This window comes from Micromonospora sp. NPDC005174, assembly GCF_040608495.1.
GTDB lineage: Bacteria > Actinomycetota > Actinomycetes > Mycobacteriales > Micromonosporaceae > Micromonospora.
On sequence record NZ_JBEXIJ010000004.1, the window covers coordinates 240,959 to 255,821 of the forward strand.

The 14,863-nt window shown below is 70.5% G+C and carries 15 protein-coding genes and 1 tRNA gene; 1 reads left to right on the plus strand and 15 read right to left on the minus strand.

Annotation, left to right across the window (positions count from 1 at the left end):
* Positions 1-75: 75 nt before the first annotated feature.
* The 9 genes from ABZU91_RS07575 to ABZU91_RS07615 form a co-directional block, all read right to left on the minus strand.
* Positions 76-768 (minus strand): hypothetical protein, encoded by a 693-nt coding sequence (locus tag ABZU91_RS07575; protein WP_355235446.1) that lies wholly within the window; start codon positions 766-768, stop codon positions 76-78.
* On the minus strand, positions 765-3,137 hold the full coding sequence (locus ABZU91_RS07580) for a hypothetical protein (protein ID WP_355235449.1): 2,373 nt from the start codon (positions 3,135-3,137) through the stop codon (positions 765-767). The genes ABZU91_RS07575 and ABZU91_RS07580 overlap by 4 nt, the downstream gene beginning before the upstream one ends.
* Complete coding sequence (locus ABZU91_RS07585) at positions 3,134-3,493, minus strand: DUF6507 family protein (protein ID WP_355235452.1); 360 nt, start codon at positions 3,491-3,493, stop codon at positions 3,134-3,136. Before ABZU91_RS07585 ends, ABZU91_RS07580 begins: the two co-directional genes overlap by 4 nt.
* Before the next feature lie 38 nt (positions 3,494-3,531).
* Positions 3,532-3,834, minus strand: coding sequence for a pore-forming ESAT-6 family protein (locus ABZU91_RS07590; RefSeq protein WP_355235455.1), 303 nt, complete (start codon positions 3,832-3,834; stop codon positions 3,532-3,534).
* Between the two features lie 17 nt (positions 3,835-3,851).
* Positions 3,852-4,187 carry a hypothetical protein gene (locus tag ABZU91_RS07595; protein ID WP_355235458.1) on the minus strand — a complete coding sequence of 112 codons (336 nt, stop codon included), beginning with the start codon at positions 4,185-4,187 and terminating at the stop codon, positions 3,852-3,854.
* 266 nt (positions 4,188-4,453) lie between these two features.
* Entirely contained in the window at positions 4,454-5,308 is an 855-nt protein-coding gene (locus tag ABZU91_RS07600; RefSeq protein WP_355235461.1) for a hypothetical protein, read from the minus strand.
* A complete protein-coding gene (locus ABZU91_RS07605; RefSeq protein WP_355235464.1) occupies positions 5,305-6,195 on the minus strand; it encodes an ATP-binding cassette domain-containing protein in 891 nt (296 codons plus the stop codon). The genes ABZU91_RS07600 and ABZU91_RS07605 overlap by 4 nt, the downstream gene beginning before the upstream one ends.
* Positions 6,185-6,586 carry a GntR family transcriptional regulator gene (locus tag ABZU91_RS07610; RefSeq protein WP_355235466.1) on the minus strand — a complete coding sequence of 134 codons (402 nt, stop codon included), beginning with the start codon at positions 6,584-6,586 and terminating at the stop codon, positions 6,185-6,187. The genes ABZU91_RS07605 and ABZU91_RS07610 overlap by 11 nt, the downstream gene beginning before the upstream one ends.
* A gap of 157 nt (positions 6,587-6,743) precedes the next feature.
* Positions 6,744-6,817: transfer RNA gene (locus ABZU91_RS07615), tRNA-Thr, on the minus strand.
* A gap of 146 nt (positions 6,818-6,963) precedes the next feature.
* Here ABZU91_RS07615 and ABZU91_RS07620 point away from each other — a divergent pair.
* On the plus strand, positions 6,964-8,700 hold the full coding sequence (locus tag ABZU91_RS07620) for a metallophosphoesterase (RefSeq protein WP_355235469.1): 1,737 nt from the start codon (positions 6,964-6,966) through the stop codon (positions 8,698-8,700).
* A gap of 135 nt (positions 8,701-8,835) precedes the next feature.
* Here ABZU91_RS07620 and ricT read toward each other — a convergent pair whose 3' ends face one another.
* From ricT to tmk, 6 genes are all read right to left on the minus strand, one after another.
* Complete coding sequence (gene ricT / locus ABZU91_RS07625) at positions 8,836-9,675, minus strand: regulatory iron-sulfur-containing complex subunit RicT (protein ID WP_355235472.1); 840 nt, start codon at positions 9,673-9,675, stop codon at positions 8,836-8,838.
* 340 nt (positions 9,676-10,015) lie between these two features.
* Positions 10,016-10,696: a hypothetical protein gene (locus ABZU91_RS07630; RefSeq protein WP_355235475.1), complete on the minus strand. Its 681-nt coding sequence runs from the start codon at positions 10,694-10,696 to the stop codon at positions 10,016-10,018.
* Positions 10,696-11,001 (minus strand): hypothetical protein, encoded by a 306-nt coding sequence (locus ABZU91_RS07635; protein ID WP_355235477.1) that lies wholly within the window; start codon positions 10,999-11,001, stop codon positions 10,696-10,698. Before ABZU91_RS07635 ends, ABZU91_RS07630 begins: the two co-directional genes overlap by 1 nt.
* Position 11,002: 1 nt before the next feature.
* A complete protein-coding gene (locus ABZU91_RS07640) occupies positions 11,003-11,332 on the minus strand; it encodes a YbaB/EbfC family nucleoid-associated protein (RefSeq protein WP_203122400.1) in 330 nt (109 codons plus the stop codon).
* Positions 11,333-11,455: 123 nt separating this feature from the next.
* On the minus strand, positions 11,456-12,730 hold the full coding sequence (locus ABZU91_RS07645) for a DNA polymerase III subunit delta' (protein WP_355235480.1): 1,275 nt from the start codon (positions 12,728-12,730) through the stop codon (positions 11,456-11,458).
* The gene (gene tmk, locus ABZU91_RS07650) at positions 12,730-14,820 is read right to left on the minus strand and encodes a dTMP kinase (RefSeq protein WP_355235766.1); all 2,091 of its coding nucleotides are present in this window, start codon (positions 14,818-14,820) and stop codon (positions 12,730-12,732) included. The genes ABZU91_RS07645 and tmk overlap by 1 nt, the downstream gene beginning before the upstream one ends.
* Positions 14,821-14,863 lie beyond the last annotated feature (43 nt).

Consider the following 14,863-nt stretch of genomic DNA (forward strand, 5'->3'; position numbering starts at 1 on the left):
GGGATGAACTGGCTGTCCGGGTGGTCGCTGTCAACGGCCGACAATATTGTCTGAGTCTTGAGAGCAGCGATGGATCTAGGTTCGTGCGCGCTCGCTATCGATGAGCCACCGCTTGCTTGCCGCCTCTGCGCGCGTCTTCTCGTGCAGGTCCGGATCATTCGCCAACTGGTCGAAATAGGCACGCTCATCCGACCCGCCGAGATTCAGAATCGCCGGAATGGTGTGGATCGTGTGACGCCACGGCAGGCGCCGCGTGGCCGCCTTGAGGAGGTCGAGCGCCTTGGCCCGCTCTACGACATCCAAATGATCCCGTGCGACCCACCCGAACCAACGGAGCAGATCCACGGCCAGACCATTGACGATGAAAGTCGCCCACATCTGCCCGACCGCCTCGATGAGCTCATCCGAGGGCTCGGTCCACGTGGCTTCGAGAATCTCCGCCACGTCGCCCTCCTGCAGCCAGTCACGCACGTTCGTACGCGTCACGTCAGCAAGGGTCGGCAGCCGCCGCTTGATCCTCACCTGCAACAGAAACCAGTCGTCGTTCAAGAACGCCTCAGGCAGCCCCCAGGTCGGCTCCTCACCGTAACGAGCGGCCGAGTTCACCTGGAAAGCCAGACACGCTTCCAGGGCCGAGAGCGCCAGCGCCCGCTGCTCAGGATCGGGCGGCAGGTCCCTGATCACGGGGTGACGTCGACCTGACTCCGCCGCCTGCCACGAGGGCGGCAGGCTCGCCAACAGTTCGGGCTCTACCAAAAGATCGCTCACAGGAACCTAACTCCAAAGGGTTCGAGGAAGTCGCGTGCCGCAGCGAGGTTCGGCATGTGCTCGTCGAACCAGGCCGCCGACTGGCCCCTCTTCATGGGGTGCGCTGGATGCACTGACGCCTCCAGCGCCGCCTCACGCAGTTGGCGCAGCTGGTCCGGGGTCAACGTACGCCCGCCGATCTGAACCGGCACGTCAGCATCGGCGATCCGGTCGAGCGCATACTGCTTCGGCTGAGGGTTGGTCATGCTGAACAAGCCCTTCAACCCCTCGTCGGTCCCGACTCGGTAGCTCACTGCTCGCCCTGCGGGATCCGCCGCCCGCCATTCAAGCATCCGGTCCAACTGCTCGGGCTTTTCACTGAGCTTATTGGCTACCGTCTGCGCGGTCGCCTTGACCTCGTCCAAATGCACCTTGCCGTCCCTGGTCTGATACACCAGATCCGACTCGGGGACGTCACCGGTATGGATTACCGTGCCGGTGCCAAAATCGACAGGCTCGTTCTTGACACTGATACCGATCTTCGAGCCAGGCATCAGGTCGGGGCTGTTGAGGACGTCGTTCGCGGCGCGCAACTCAGCGGCGGCTCCCGCTGCGGCGGAACGGTCTCCACCCAACTGTTCCATCATGTCGCGCAGAACCTGGGCCTGCCGATCCGCACTGCCTGCCAATCGCCCGGAATCCTGCAGGTCGACGAAGTCCCGGACGGCGCGGCTGGCCACACCCTCCGGCAGGTCAGTACGGGCGAGCAACTCCAACGCCTGGGCCCTCGCTGCCGGATTGAGCCGCTCGGCCTGATCAACGAAGCGCTGCTGCTCATCCGGCGTGAGATCTCGCCCGCGATCGGGGATTCCCCCGGCCGGCGGGTTCCCGTCGGGGGCGTTGCCCTCCGGGAGGTTGCCACCAGGCCCATTACCGTCCGGGAGGTTGCCACCGGGAGTATTACCCTCCGGCAGGTTGCCACCCGGAGTATTGCCGTCCGGGATGTGCCCACCGGGGGTGTTGCCGTCCGGGATGTGCCCACCGGGGGCGTTGCCGTCCGGGATGTGCCCACCGGGCGTCAGGTCACCTGGGACGTGACCGCCTGGCGTGTTCCCGCCAGGCAGGTGGCCGCCTGGGCCGTTGCCGCCGTCCATGTGCATCGCGTCGCCACCGCGGACGTGGGGCATGTCGACATCGAAGCCACGCCCGATCGGCACGTCGCCGGCGATCGCCGGAACCAGCCCGAGCTGCGGGATCTTGATGTCGAACTTCCTGGCGAAGTTGATCGCCACCTCGCCGACGGTGGGCAGCTTGTCGATCCAGTTACCGGTGCGGACCAGCGCGGCGCTGATCCGTGCGGCGGTGGCGCTGCCCCGAATGGTGTTGACCGCAGCGCCCGCGCCACGCAGCCCGGAGGCGGCACCCTTGGTACCCACGATCGCCGAGACGATATTGAAGGTGGCCATGCCGGCCGCCTTCGACTTGTCCTCGCCCCACGTGTCGTACGCGATGATGGTCTTTCCCGCGTTGAGCAGGAGATTGCCCGCCTCACGCTGCTCCATGAACGGCATGCCGACCGTCTGGTCGATCACGATCGTCACCGGGTTGACGTAGATGGAGACCGCCCACACGAACTTGCCGAGCCCCAGCCACGACTGACCGGCGGTGCCCCAGCTCCAGTCGCCGGTGGTGGGATCGCGGCCGATCAGCCCGCCCAGGTCTTGAAGCATGGTGACAAAACTGATGCCCATGCCGACGAAGTACGCCCCCACGTCGCCGAAGAAGCCGCGGTCGTGCTCCTCGGTGCTGCCCCACGGCAGAGCGCCGTCCTCACCGGCGGCGGCGTTCAGCGTGTCGGCGGTGAAGCCGTACTCGCCGTCCTCGGCCTGGCCGTCGGCGTTGTCGGCCCGATACTGACGGCCGCCGTACAGCGCGTTGATTGTGTTGGCGCACTTGCGCTGCGCCTCGAAGAACGCGGCCACCTGCGTGTCCACGGCGGTGATGAGGCCGTTGTGCTTGTCGACCTTGCCCTGGTCCTCGCGCCAGTCCTCGTCGTCCTTGATCGAGCCGACGAACTCCTCCGCCTGGCTCTTCAGCGCGGCGAGTTGAGCCTTGATCTCCTTGACCTCGGTGGCGTACGTGGCCAGAGCGGCCCCGACGGCCTGGATGTCCTCGCCGACGGAGGCCGACACCGTACGCACCGGGCCGGTGGCGGCGAAGAGCTGCGCCGCCTCCGGCGCCTTGTACACCGCCGCCAGCCCCTGCCAGGTGCTGTCGACCGCCTGGCCGGTGTTGGCGAAGTCCACGCCGACGGTCCGGACCGTCTGGGCATGGGTAGCCAGCGTGTCCATGTTGCCGGGGATCTGCGGAATCTCCCCAGGGTTGATCATCGGGGCACCGCCCCGCGGCCCGGCCCCGGCATCGTGGCCGACGGGTCGGGTGCCGCCGCGGCGCTGCGCTGCGCGTTCGCGGCCATCTCGAGATCACCTTCGACGTAGGCGTTCGTCGCCTGCGCCGCTGCCTGCATGCACGCCCCCGTGCGAGTGAACACGAACTCGAGATCCGTCCGAATCGACTCGACGAAGCCCTGAAGCGCCTGGCCCACGATCTCCGAACTGGACTCGGTGGCGGATCCCTCCAACGCCGAGTTCAAGCTCGTCATCTGCCCCTCGAAGGGCATGGCCGCGGCATGTGTACGAGTCAGGACGTCGCGCACTCCACCGGGGGAGATATCCCACGCGCTCACGCTCGTGCTCCCTCGTCAACAACTCGTCGGATAACGACTCAACCGATCGACTGCACCGCAGAGCGGGCCCGGGACAGCGTGCTGTTCGCCGTCTCGTCGTTCTTGGTCATGGTGGTCTTGACCAGGTCGATGATCGTGCGGACCTCGCCCGCTGCCCGGTTCCACCGGTCCTCGACTGTCCGGTACTCCTCGGACACCCCATCGGCCTGGAAGTCGGCCATGGCGGCGGCGACGTCGGAGCTGCGCTGCGAGATCAACGACTCGAGCCGCCCGATGATGCCGGCGAGGTCACCTTGAACCTGCTGCGAGGTGCCGGTGTCGAAACTGCGTCGGTCTGTCATGACTGTCACTCCCCGTGTCAGCGGCTGCTGGAGAACCTGGCGGCGTCGAAGTTCGCGGTGCCCTCGGACGACCTGGCGTTGTCCGACATCTCGGTGTCACCCTGGCCGAACGAGGAGTCCATCCCACCCTGGCCGCCGAGAATCGCACCGAGAGCCGAGTTGAGTTCGGCGGTGATCGAATCGGCATTGGCCTTGAACGAATCGAACGCCACACGTCCGGCCCCGTTGAAGTTGCCCTGCAACGGCTCCGCCGCGGTGATCAACTGCTTGATCAGAGAACCGAGATCATCGGATGACCCCTGCGTCTGCTTGGTCAGACTGCCGAGCGTCTGCGCCCCCATGTCGAACTTCATGCCACCCCTCCCGGTCATCGGTCCAACGTCCGCCATCAATGCTACGAGGTTCGCGCCACATCTACGCCAACTGATTCGACACAGGTCGATAACTGTGGGTGGTTGCCGGATAGGCCAACGGGCAACCCGACCGTCGACCTACGCCTCGAAGGTCGCGCTCCCCGACCTGTCATCGATCATCGAGGTTCGTCCCTGGACTGCACGAGGGTCCGGCCGACGACGATGTGCCGTGGCTCTTCGGGTGCACGATCCGCTGTCCGTCGACCTCAAGACGCACGGGATTGCTCGACGCCCTCCGCAGAGGTGTGGGTCGGACCGGACGGTGCGATGATCCGCCGTCCGAGGAGCACCGTGACGGCCGTGCCGGCGGCAAGTGCGAGCGCCGCGAACGTCGCGGTCTCGTCCTCGGTCAGGGTGCCGAACATCATGGAGAGGGGTCCGGACCACGACGTGAGCACCACGGCCAGCAGGCCGAGCAGCAGGCCGCCGATCTGCGCGGCGACCAGCGCCACGGGCCACGCCGCGACCGTGAGAGCCAGGGTACGCAGCGTGCGGCCGACGGCCAGGCCGATGATGCCGGCCAGGGCGGTGATGAACACGGTCTGCATCACCATGAAGCCGATGTTGTTCCGGTGGAGCTCGCGCAGCACCGCGAAGCCGGCATCGTCAAGGATCAACGTGTACCGGGCAGCCGCCAGGCGGAACGGAACGGCTACCGTGACCGCGCCGATCCCGCCGGCCACCAACGCCCAACGGAGCTTGGTGATAAGCCAGCGTAGCCGGGGCACCGACTGGGTGAGCAGGAAGTCGTCGGTCGACTCCTCCCGTTCCCGGGCGAACAGCGGCACGCCCAGGATCAGCCCGAGCAGCAACGGCACGAACGCGGCGACCAGTGCGATGGCCTGGGCCAGGTTCGTCGCCGAACCGGCGGGCAGGCAGCTGACGAGCGGTTCACACAGGCCGGTACGGTCAGCCGCGTAATCCCCGATCACGATGCCGTGCACGTCGGCCTGCTGCCGGATGACATACGCACCGGCCAGCACGAAGGCGGCCGAGGCGACGCTCAGCGCAGCCGCGATGATCAGGTACGGGCGCAGCAGCCGCAGGGCGAGCCAGTTCATGCGGTGGGCACCTTTCGCTCCGGCTGCGGGCCGGCCGCCCGCAGGTAACCCAGGATCAGTTCCTCCAACGCCGGGCGGTGCCATGCCAGGCCAGCCGTCGGGACGGGTCCGGCCGACCGGATCAGGGCAGCGGCGTCGCGGCCCGCGGCGCGGACCTCGATGACCTCCGTGCCGTCGAGCGCACCGAGCTCGCGGCCAGCGCCCACCGCGACCAGGTGGCCGGCCAGCGCCTGTTCCACCTCGATGGCGAGGCGAGTGCGACCTTCGGCCAGCACCACCAGGTGATCACAGACGCCGTCGATATCGGCCACCACATGCGACGAGAGCACCACAGTCGTGCCACGGTCGGCGACGTCCGCCATCAGCACCCCGGCGACCTGGGCCCGGGCGACCGGGTCGAGCGGCGCCAAGGGCTCGTCGAGCAGCAGCAACCGGGGGCGCTTGGCCAGCGCCATCACCAGCGCCAGGCGGGTGCGGTGCCCCGGGGCGAGGTCACCCACCCGGGCTGCGGGCGGTAACGCGGCGTCGTCGGCGAGCTGTTGTGCGTACGCGTGATCCCAGCGCGGATTGAGCCTGCCGCCCAGGACCAGCGTCTGCGCCACCGTCAGCATCGGGTAGAGCGGCGCGTGCTGGGCCACATACCCGATCGAGGGAAGTGCGCGGTCTCCAGTCGGCTCGCCGAACACCCGCACCGCGCCGCGGTCCGGCCGCAGCAGCCCAGCGGCGACGCGTAGAAGCGTGCTCTTGCCGGCCCCGTTGCGTCCGACGATCGCGGTGACGGCACCAGGCGGCACGGTGAGCGAGCAGTCGTCGAGGGCGCGCCGCCCGCCGAAGCGGGAGGTGACCCCCGCGACGTCTAGCGCCGGAGGCACGCGGTCAGCCGACACGGTCAAGCTCCGCCACGACCGGTTCGGGATCCGCCGTCACCTCGGCGAGCAGAGCCTGCATGTCCGAGACGTCCAGACCCGCCGCTCGGGCGCGAAGAGACCAGGCGGCCAGCTCGCGACGCAGCACCTGCCCGTTCTGCGGCAGCGGCGTCAGGTGCTCCCGCACGAACGTGCCGGAACCCTGCCGCGCTTCCACGAGACCCGCCATCTCCAGCTCCCGGTACGCCTTGAGAACGGTGTTGGGATTGATGCCCGTGTGCTCCGAGACCTCCCGGGCGGGCGGCAGCTGATCTCCGGGTGCCAGCCGGCCCATCCGGACCGCCTGGCGGACCTGCTGCATCAGCTGGACATACACGGCGGTCCCGGTCCGCCGGTCGATCCGGAAGATCACCGTGACCACCAATCCATCAATTGACTAGTGGACTGACTGTCCCCGAACCGGTCGACCCTGTCAAGATCGCGACAGACCGCCCACCATGAGCTGAGGCTGACTGATCATCGATGAAAAATGCCCCGATCAGCGTCTCCGCTGATCGGGGCATCCTCTGAGCCGCCTGACGGAATCGAACCGTCGACCTACGCATTACGAGTGCGTCGCTCTAGCCGACTGAGCTAAGGCGGCAACGATCAGGAAGTGTACGGCACCCGAAGGCCCCGGGCGGAGCGGGATACCCCTGCGACGCTCCGGTCCGCACCAAACGGACAACCACCCCCATCCGGCTAATTACCGGACAGCGCTGCATCCAGACCGGTACTACGCTGCGGCGGGTGACTGACGAACGCGACGATCACCCAGGACCGGCGGAGGAACAACCCGACGGGGAGCCGGCTCCTCGCCGCCCGCGCTCGACCGATCCGCTCGAACTGGGCTTCACCCCGCGCAAGCCGGTGCCGTGGCTGGCGCCGTTCCTGCTGATCAGCACCGGCATCCGGACGCTGCTGGCGATCCTGTTCGGCGCGTACCTCGACAAGCGCGAGTTGCAGAACGCCTTCGGCGACGACATCTTCCGGCAGGCCGGACCGGACGGTGGGCTCTGGCTCGACTACGTGGCCGACCTCGGGGACGGCTTCCACGCCACCTACTCCGTCGCGTACCTGCTGGCGCAGCCGGAGCTGACCGTGGACGGACACCGGCTGCCCCGCGCGCAGACACTCGTGATGGGTGGCGACCAGGTGTACCCGTCGGCGGCCTACGCGGAGTACGAGAACCGCTGCAAGGGCCCCTACCAGGCCGCGCTGCCGGCGACGCCGCCCGACCGTCCCACGTTGTTCGCGGTGCCGGGCAACCATGACTGGTACGACGGCCTGACCGCCTTCCTGCGGCTGTTCGTCCGCTCCCGGGACCGCAACTTCGCCGGCTGGCGTACCGGGCAGTCGCGGTCGTACTTCGCCGTCGAGTTGCCGGCCGGATGGTGGCTGCTCGGCGTCGACGACCAGTCCGGCTCGTATCTGGACGACCCGCAGTTGGCCTACTTCGACGAGGTGGCCCGGCGCCTCACCCCGGAGTCGAAGGTAATAATTGCGACGCCGTCGCCGACGTGGGTGAAGGCCGCCGACAGTCCGACGGCGTACGACTCGATCGACTACTTCGTCCGCACGATCATCGACCCGACGGGTGCACAGGTACGGCTGCTGCTCTCCGGCGACCTGCACCACTACGCCCGCTACACCGGACCCGAGCGGCAACTGATCACCTGCGGTGGCGGCGGGGCCTACCTGTACCCGACGCACAAGCTGCCCGAGCGCATCGAGGTGCCACCGCGCGACACGCTGGCCCGGCGGGCCAGCCGCACCCAGCAGTACGACCTGGTGGCCCGCTATCCGGACGTGGCTCGCTCGCGCCGCTACGGCTGGGGCATTTTTCCTCGACTGCCGTTCCGCAATCCCGGCTTCACCACGCTGCTCGGCACCCTGCACACCCTGCTGATGCTCGCGATGGCGGGCGCGACGGCGAACTGGGCCGACAGCAGCGATCAGCGACTGTTCAGCGTCCCGCTGGTGATGATGGTGCTCGTGACGGTGATCGCAGCGGTCCTGTTCGCCAAGCCGCCCAGCGCCAGCGGCAAGCGGCACGCGCGGCACTGGCTTCTCGGCGTCGGCCACGGTGTGGCCCATGTCGCCCTCGCCGCCGGCGGCGCCTGGGTCTGGTTGGCCCTGCCGTTCTACGACTGGCCGTGGCCGCTGCCGGCGGTCGCCGCAGTGGTGCTGTACGGCCCGGTCATCGGCCTGGTGGCGAGCCAACTGGTGGCGGCGTACCTGCTGTTGGCGAGTGCGTTCGGGGTCAACGTCAACGAGCTGTTCGCCGGCCAGGGCATCGAGGACTCCAAGTCGTTCCTGCGGCTGCGCATCGACCCGGACGGCACGCTGACCGTGTACGCGATCGGCGTCGACCGGGTCTCCCGCGACTGGCAGGTCAATCCCGACCAGTCCCCGACGGCAAGCTGGCTGCTCCCCAAAACCGCCCTGACCCCGCACCTGACGGAACCCCCGGTGGTCCTCACCTGACCCACTCCGCCGTCCCGCCTAGTTGATCATGAAGTTATTGCCCCGACACGCCGCCAGTGGTGGCAATAACTTCATGATCAACCGGGAGCGGGAGCGGGAGCGGGAGCGGGAGCCGGGCTGGGGGCGCGGGGGGGGTTAGGGGGTGTAGTGCTGGTCGTGGGCTTGGCGGGGGGCGCAGACGGAAGCGCGCGAGCAGGAGCAGCGGGAGCCGTCGGCGTCGAGGCGGACGGTCACCGCATCACGGGGCACGCTGTGTCCTACCACTCGGCCAGCACCCTCGGGCGTCGTCACCCGACTGCCGACGGCGGGCGCGGTCTCCTGGAAGCGCTGGTACAACGGGTGCTCGTACTTGAGGCAGCACATCAACCGACCGCATGCCCCCGAAATACGCAGCGGGTTCAGCGGCAGGTCCTGATCCTTGGCCATCCGGATCGTCACCGGCTCGAAGTCGGTGAGGAACGTCGCGCAGCACAGGTCCCGGCCGCACGACCCGATGCCGCCCTGCACGCGGGCCGAGTCGCGCGCCGAGAGCTGGCGCAGCTCGACCCGACAGTGCAGGGTGGCGCCCAGGTCGCGGACCAACGAACGGAAGTCCACCCGGTGCGGGGCGGTGAAGTAGACGGTGCTGCGCTCGCCACCGCCGTCGGCGGAGCCGAGCACGTGGTCGACGGCCACCACCTTCATCGGAAGGCCGTGCGCGCGGATCAGCCGTTTCGCCGCCACCTTGGCCTCGGCCTTGCGGCGACGCAGTGCCTCGTCGCGGCGTAGGTCGTCGTCGCCGGCCACGCCCACGAGCCGGGGGAAGCCGTCGGTCTCCTCGCTCACCCACTGAGCGGCCCAGACGCACTCGGCCACCTCGGGCCCGTCGTCGGTCGGCACGAGCACCCGGTCACCCACCTGCGGACGCAACTCGCCCGGGTCGAGGTAGTAGAGGCGCCCGTACCGGTTGAAGCTGACCGCGCAGAGCATGCCCATCCCCCCACCCTACGACGGATCACCGCAAAGGACGCAGCGGCCGATGCCTCGGCCGCCATTCATGACCGTCGACTCGACCGATTGCCGAGCCACCCGTCGTGCCGATGACCCTCGCCCAGACGGTTGAATCCGCGCCCCAGGAGGGGACAAACGCTCGCGAGCGGCGTTGAGTGGAGGCAGACCTGCGGGGGGTGCAGGGGGAAGACCACGGCGTCGCCGTGGGCGCCGACTCTGCTCAGGCGCCCACGAGCGACGCCGTGGCCTGTCCGCGAGCGAGCCCCATGGCCGGACCGAGCCACACACCAGGGCCGGAGCGCGACGACGTCGTGGCCGGATCTGGCTACCAGCCGACCCGGGTGGGCTGGTCGTAGCGGGGGCGGCCCTGGGTCGTCGGCCGCCAGGTGGACTCGGCCAGGCTCGGCGCCCACTGGCGCAGCAGGGTCTCGGCACCGTCGTACGCGACGCAGAGCACCGCCAGCACCCGCGCGGCGATCTCGGCCGCGTCGGCGACGCCCGGCCCGACCGGCGTCAGGCGGGTCGGTGGACCTGCCGCGGTGGCGGCGACCACGGCCACCGCCTCGGCCGAGCGCAGCACGTCGGCCACCGTCCGGGCGAGGGCAAGGCGGCTGCCCTCCACCCAGTCGGCGAGCGCGTCGGCGTATCCGGCGGTGGAGTCCATCCGGCCGACCAGGCTCTCCGGACCTTCGTCCAGGTGGCGCAGCAGCGCGGCACGCTCCTGCCCGTACGCCGAGGCGGCCGGCCCCGACCAGAGCACCGGGTCGGTGAGCGCGGCGCCGACATCGTCGTACCCCCGGACCAACCGGCGCACGGCGTGCCCGGCGCTGGCCAGCGGCGCCGGGTGCAGGTCGAGGAAGCCCCGGACGGCGTCGCCCGGCAGCACCTGCATCCGGCGTAGCAGCGGCCAGACCCGGTGGCCTTCGGGGACGCCGGCCGCGAGCAACGCGTCCACCCGGCGAAGCAGATCGAGGCCGGGTTCGGCGAGCCGGTCCAGTGGATCCATCACGGCTCTCCGGTGATCCGGCGTCGTGCCGCGCGGTCGACCTCGGCGTAGCGGTCGGCGGCCTCGCGGACCGCCGAGGCGGCGGCGGCGAGCCGGCCGGCGGCGGCTCGCGCCTCGCGGGCCCGGTCGTCGGTGGCGGCGGCCCACTGGCGGTACAGCGCGCGACCGATCTCGCCGGGGCGACCCGGGGCGTCCGCGCCGAACGCGGTCTGGGCCGGATCGCTGGCGGTGACGGTGTGGGACAGGGTGGTGAGCGTGGCGCTCGCCTCGTCCAGGCGGGCGGAGAGGGCGCGCAGTGTGTCCATCTCAGGCCCCCGCGAGCGGTCGGTAGGCGGCGAACGTCTCGTTGTGCAGCTTCTCCCGGGCCCACTCGGCGGCGTCCGCCGCCGCGGTGACAGCGGCCTGCACCGAGCCGGCCACGTCGCGCGGGCTGCGGGCGTGCAGTGGCCCCAGGAACCGGACGTCGGTGATCCGCCCGCCGGCGGTGACCACCACCTCGACCAACCCGTCCGGTGATCGGACGGTGACCTCGACCGTCGACACGGCCTGGTCGAACTCGGCCTGCAACGACTCGATACGGCGGTAGCGCCGCACCGCCTCCTCGATCCAGGCCTCGTCGATCTCCCCCCGCGGCATCGGCGACTCCTCCCGGATGGGCCATCACTGAGCGTGCTGTCGCCGTCACCACGGCACACCGGACCGTACCGCACACCAATCGCGCGTGTCGATGGCTGTGGACAACCGGGCGGGAGCTGCGGCTCAGCCCTTCCAGAGGGTCAGCATCATCGCCTCGACCGCGATGCGCGGCTTGACGTTCGCCTCGATCGCCGCCCGGCAGGCGAGCACGGCCTCCAACCGGCGCAGCGACCCCTCGGCGTCCCACTTCTGGGCTCCGGCGGCAGCGAGCGCGGCGGTGTCGGTGTGCACCGCGTCGACCGGGGCGCGCAGCGCCATGGTGAGCGCGTCGCGGTAGAAGCCGGCCAGGTCGACGAGCGCCCGGTCCAGCGCGTCGCGTTGGGCCCGGGTGGCCCGCGACTTCTGCCGCCTCTCCAGTTCCTTGAGCTGCCCGGCGGCACCCCGGATCGCGCCGGCCGCGCCCCGGCCGGTGCCGCCCGCGCCGAGCGCCGTCTCCAGCGCGGCCCGTTCGGCCGTGTCGGCCTCGGCGACCGACGCCTCGGCCTCCGCCTCGGCGGCCTCGATCAGCGCGGACGCCGCGTCGAACGCCGCGCCCACGCCGGTCAGCCGGCGCGGTACGGCCAGCACCGCCTCACGCCGCTTGCGGGCCTCCGGGTCGCGGGCGAGCCGGCGGGCCCGCCCCACGTGGCCCTGCGCGGCCGACGCCGCCCACTGCGCCACGTCGGGCGCGATGCCGTCCCGACGGACCAGCACCTCGGCCACCGCGGTAGCCGGCGGCTGCCGCAGGGGTACGACCCGACAGCGCGACCGGATGGTCACCGAGATGTCGTCCGGGTGGGTGGACGGGGCGCAGAGTAGGAAGACAGTCCGTGGTGGCGGCTCCTCGATGGCCTTGAGCAGCGCGTTGCCGGCCGCTTCGGTGAGCCGGTCGGCGTCCTCGATGACCACCACCTGCCAGCGCCCGCCGGACGGGGTGCTCGCCGCCCGCAGCACCAGCGCGCGCATCTCGCCGACGCCGATGGAGAGCCCCTCCGGCACCACCAGCCGGACGTCGGCGTTGGTCCCGCCCATCGTGGTGTGGCAGCCGGGGCACTCGCCGCAGCCGGTGCCGTACGTGCACTGCAGGGCTGCGGCGAAGGCGCGGGCGGCGACCGAACGGCCGGAGCCCGGCGGCCCCGTGAAGATCCAGGCGTGCGTCATCCCGGTGGACGGGTCCAGCACGCCGGGCTCGGCGTCACCGGCCTTGGAAGCAGCCTCGCTGGGAAGGCCGACAGCGACCAGCGCGGGTGCCCGGTCGGCGGCACCGGCGGCCAGCACGGCTGCCGCCGCGCCGGCGGCCCGACGCAGTTCGGCGACCGCCTCGTCCTGGCCGACCAGGTCGGCGAAGACGTCCGGCATCAGGTCTTGTGCTCCATCGTCACCAGCTCCGCGTCGGATAACTCCGGCTGCACCGAGGTGTCCGGGCCCTGCGCGGGCCGGGGGTGCACGATGCCGCCCGGCTTGCCGAGCATCTCCCGCACCCGCCGGACCACGAGCTGAGTGATCTCGTCGACCGGCTGGGACGCGTCGAGCACCAGGTAGCGCTTCGGATCGGCGGCGGCGAGGTCCAGGAACGCGTAGCGGACGCGCTCGTGGAAGGCGATCGACTCCGCCTCGAGCCGGTCGGTGCCCGCGTTGCGCGAGGCCACCCGGGACAGGCCGGTCCGCGGCGCGACGTCGAGCAGCACCACCAGATCCGGCTTGAGCCCGCCGGTGGCCCAGGAGGAGAGCCAGGAGACCTCGTCGACCGGGAGCGTGCGCCCGGCGCCCTGGTACGCGAGCGACGAGTCGACGTACCGGTCACTGATCACCACGTCGCCACGGACCAGCGCGGGCCGGACGACGGCCGCCACGTGGTGCGCCCGGTCGGCGGCGTAGAGCAGCGCCTCGGCGCGCGGGGAGGGCGCCTCGTCGCCGGAGGTGTCCAGCACCAGCGACCGGATCCGCTGGCCGACGGCCGTGGCCCCCGGTTCGCGGGTGACCAGGACATCGCGCCCCTCGGTGCGCAGCCGCTCGGCGAGCGCGGTGAGCTGGGTGGACTTGCCGGCGCCTTCGCCGCCCTCGAACACCACGAAGAGCCCGGCGGAGACGAACGGCTCGGAGGGCATCAGCGGGCGACCCCGGATCGAGCCCCACAGGTCGGCGAGGACGGGGACGCCCTTCTTGTCGTCCATCTGGCCGAACGCGCTGATCCCGGCGAAGATGCCGGCGGCACCGGCGGCGAGCAGCAGCAGGCGGGTGGAGGAGACGGAGATGCCGAGGTCGGCGATTGTCAGTTTGCGGGAGCCGCCGACGCCGACCAGGACGCTGCTCAGCCCGATGGCCAGGATGAGCACCAGCCGGGTGCCGATCTGCACCACCGCGAACACCCGGCCACGCACCTCGTCGGCCACCTCGCCGCCGAGCAGCGTGGTGCCGGCCAGGAAGGCCATGCCGGCACCGGCGCCGACCAGCACCGCGCCGACGATCGCCATGGACAGGTGGATGGCGAAGGCGAGGGTCATCACGGCGGCGCTGGCGAGCACGATGCTCATGCCGAACCACCGGCGCCGGGACATCTCCTTGACGATCATCGGACCCAGACCGATGCCGAGGGCCAGCCCGAGGAACATGGCGCCGAAGAGCAGCGAGAACGCGGCATCGCCAGCGCCCAGCGAGTTGGCGAAGAACTTGGCCGTGCCGACCACGATGCCGCCACCGGCGAACGCGCCGAAGATGCCGAGCACCAGGCCGCGGACGAGCGGGGTCTGGCCGATGTACTTCCAGCCCTCGGAGAACTGCCGGAACATGCTCTGCTCGGCACGCTCGACCTCACCGCGCTGCGCCTCGCTGATCTCCTTGATCCCGAACGCCACCACAAGCGCGGTGGCGAGCCGGGAGAAGGAGTTGATCCAGAGCGCGAGCTGGGCCGGCTCGGCCCAGGAGGGCAGGTCGCCGCCGACGGCACCACGGACGCCACGGTCGAGCACGGCCAGGCCGACGGCGGCGGCGATCGGAGTGAGGCCGTACGTGGTGATCAGGGTGAGCTGGTTGGCCGCCTCCAGCCGGGCCCGCGGGATCAGGTTCGGGACCGCGGCCTCCTTGGCCGGGATCCAGAGCAGGGTGATCGACTCGATCAGGAAGGTGGCGATCAGCGCCCAGCCGACCACCAGGCCGCCCGCGGCACCGCTGAGGGCGTAGAGCGGAATGGACGCGAAGAGGACGAAGCGCAGCAGGTCGCAGATGACCATCGTCCAGCGTCGGTCGAACCGGTCGGCGAAGACGCCGGCCACCGGGCCGAGCACCAACGCGGGCAGCAGCCGGATCGCGGTCACCCCGCCGAACGCGGCGCCCTGGGCGGTGCTGCCCTGCACCTGGGAGGCGGCGAACAGGGCGGTGGCCAGCAGACCGAGCCAGTCGCCGAAGGAGGCCGCGCCGAGCACGATCCAGAGCCGCCGGAACGGCCTGATCCGCAGAACCGAGCGGATCGCGGCGTAGCCGGACGGGTCGACC

Bases quoted from the DNA above. Each gene is read 5' to 3' on its own strand.
- ABZU91_RS07580 (WP_355235449.1), bottom strand. From the start codon at position 3,137: ATGATCAACCCTGGGGAGATTCCGCAGATCCCCGGCAACATGGACACG.
- ABZU91_RS07590 (WP_355235455.1), bottom strand. From the start codon at position 3,834: ATGACAGACCGACGCAGTTTCGACACCGGCACCTCGCAGCAGGTTCAA.
- ABZU91_RS07595 (WP_355235458.1), bottom strand. From the start codon at position 4,187: ATGAAGTTCGACATGGGGGCGCAGACGCTCGGCAGTCTGACCAAGCAG.
- ABZU91_RS07600 (WP_355235461.1), bottom strand. From the start codon at position 5,308: ATGAACTGGCTCGCCCTGCGGCTGCTGCGCCCGTACCTGATCATCGCG.
- ricT (WP_355235472.1), bottom strand. From the start codon at position 9,675: ATGGGCATGCTCTGCGCGGTCAGCTTCAACCGGTACGGGCGCCTCTAC.
- ABZU91_RS07630 (WP_355235475.1), bottom strand. From the start codon at position 10,696: ATGGATCCACTGGACCGGCTCGCCGAACCCGGCCTCGATCTGCTTCGC.
- ABZU91_RS07635 (WP_355235477.1), bottom strand. From the start codon at position 11,001: ATGGACACACTGCGCGCCCTCTCCGCCCGCCTGGACGAGGCGAGCGCC.
- ABZU91_RS07640 (WP_203122400.1), bottom strand. From the start codon at position 11,332: ATGCCGCGGGGGGAGATCGACGAGGCCTGGATCGAGGAGGCGGTGCGG.
- ABZU91_RS07645 (WP_355235480.1), bottom strand. From the start codon at position 12,730: ATGCCGGACGTCTTCGCCGACCTGGTCGGCCAGGACGAGGCGGTCGCC.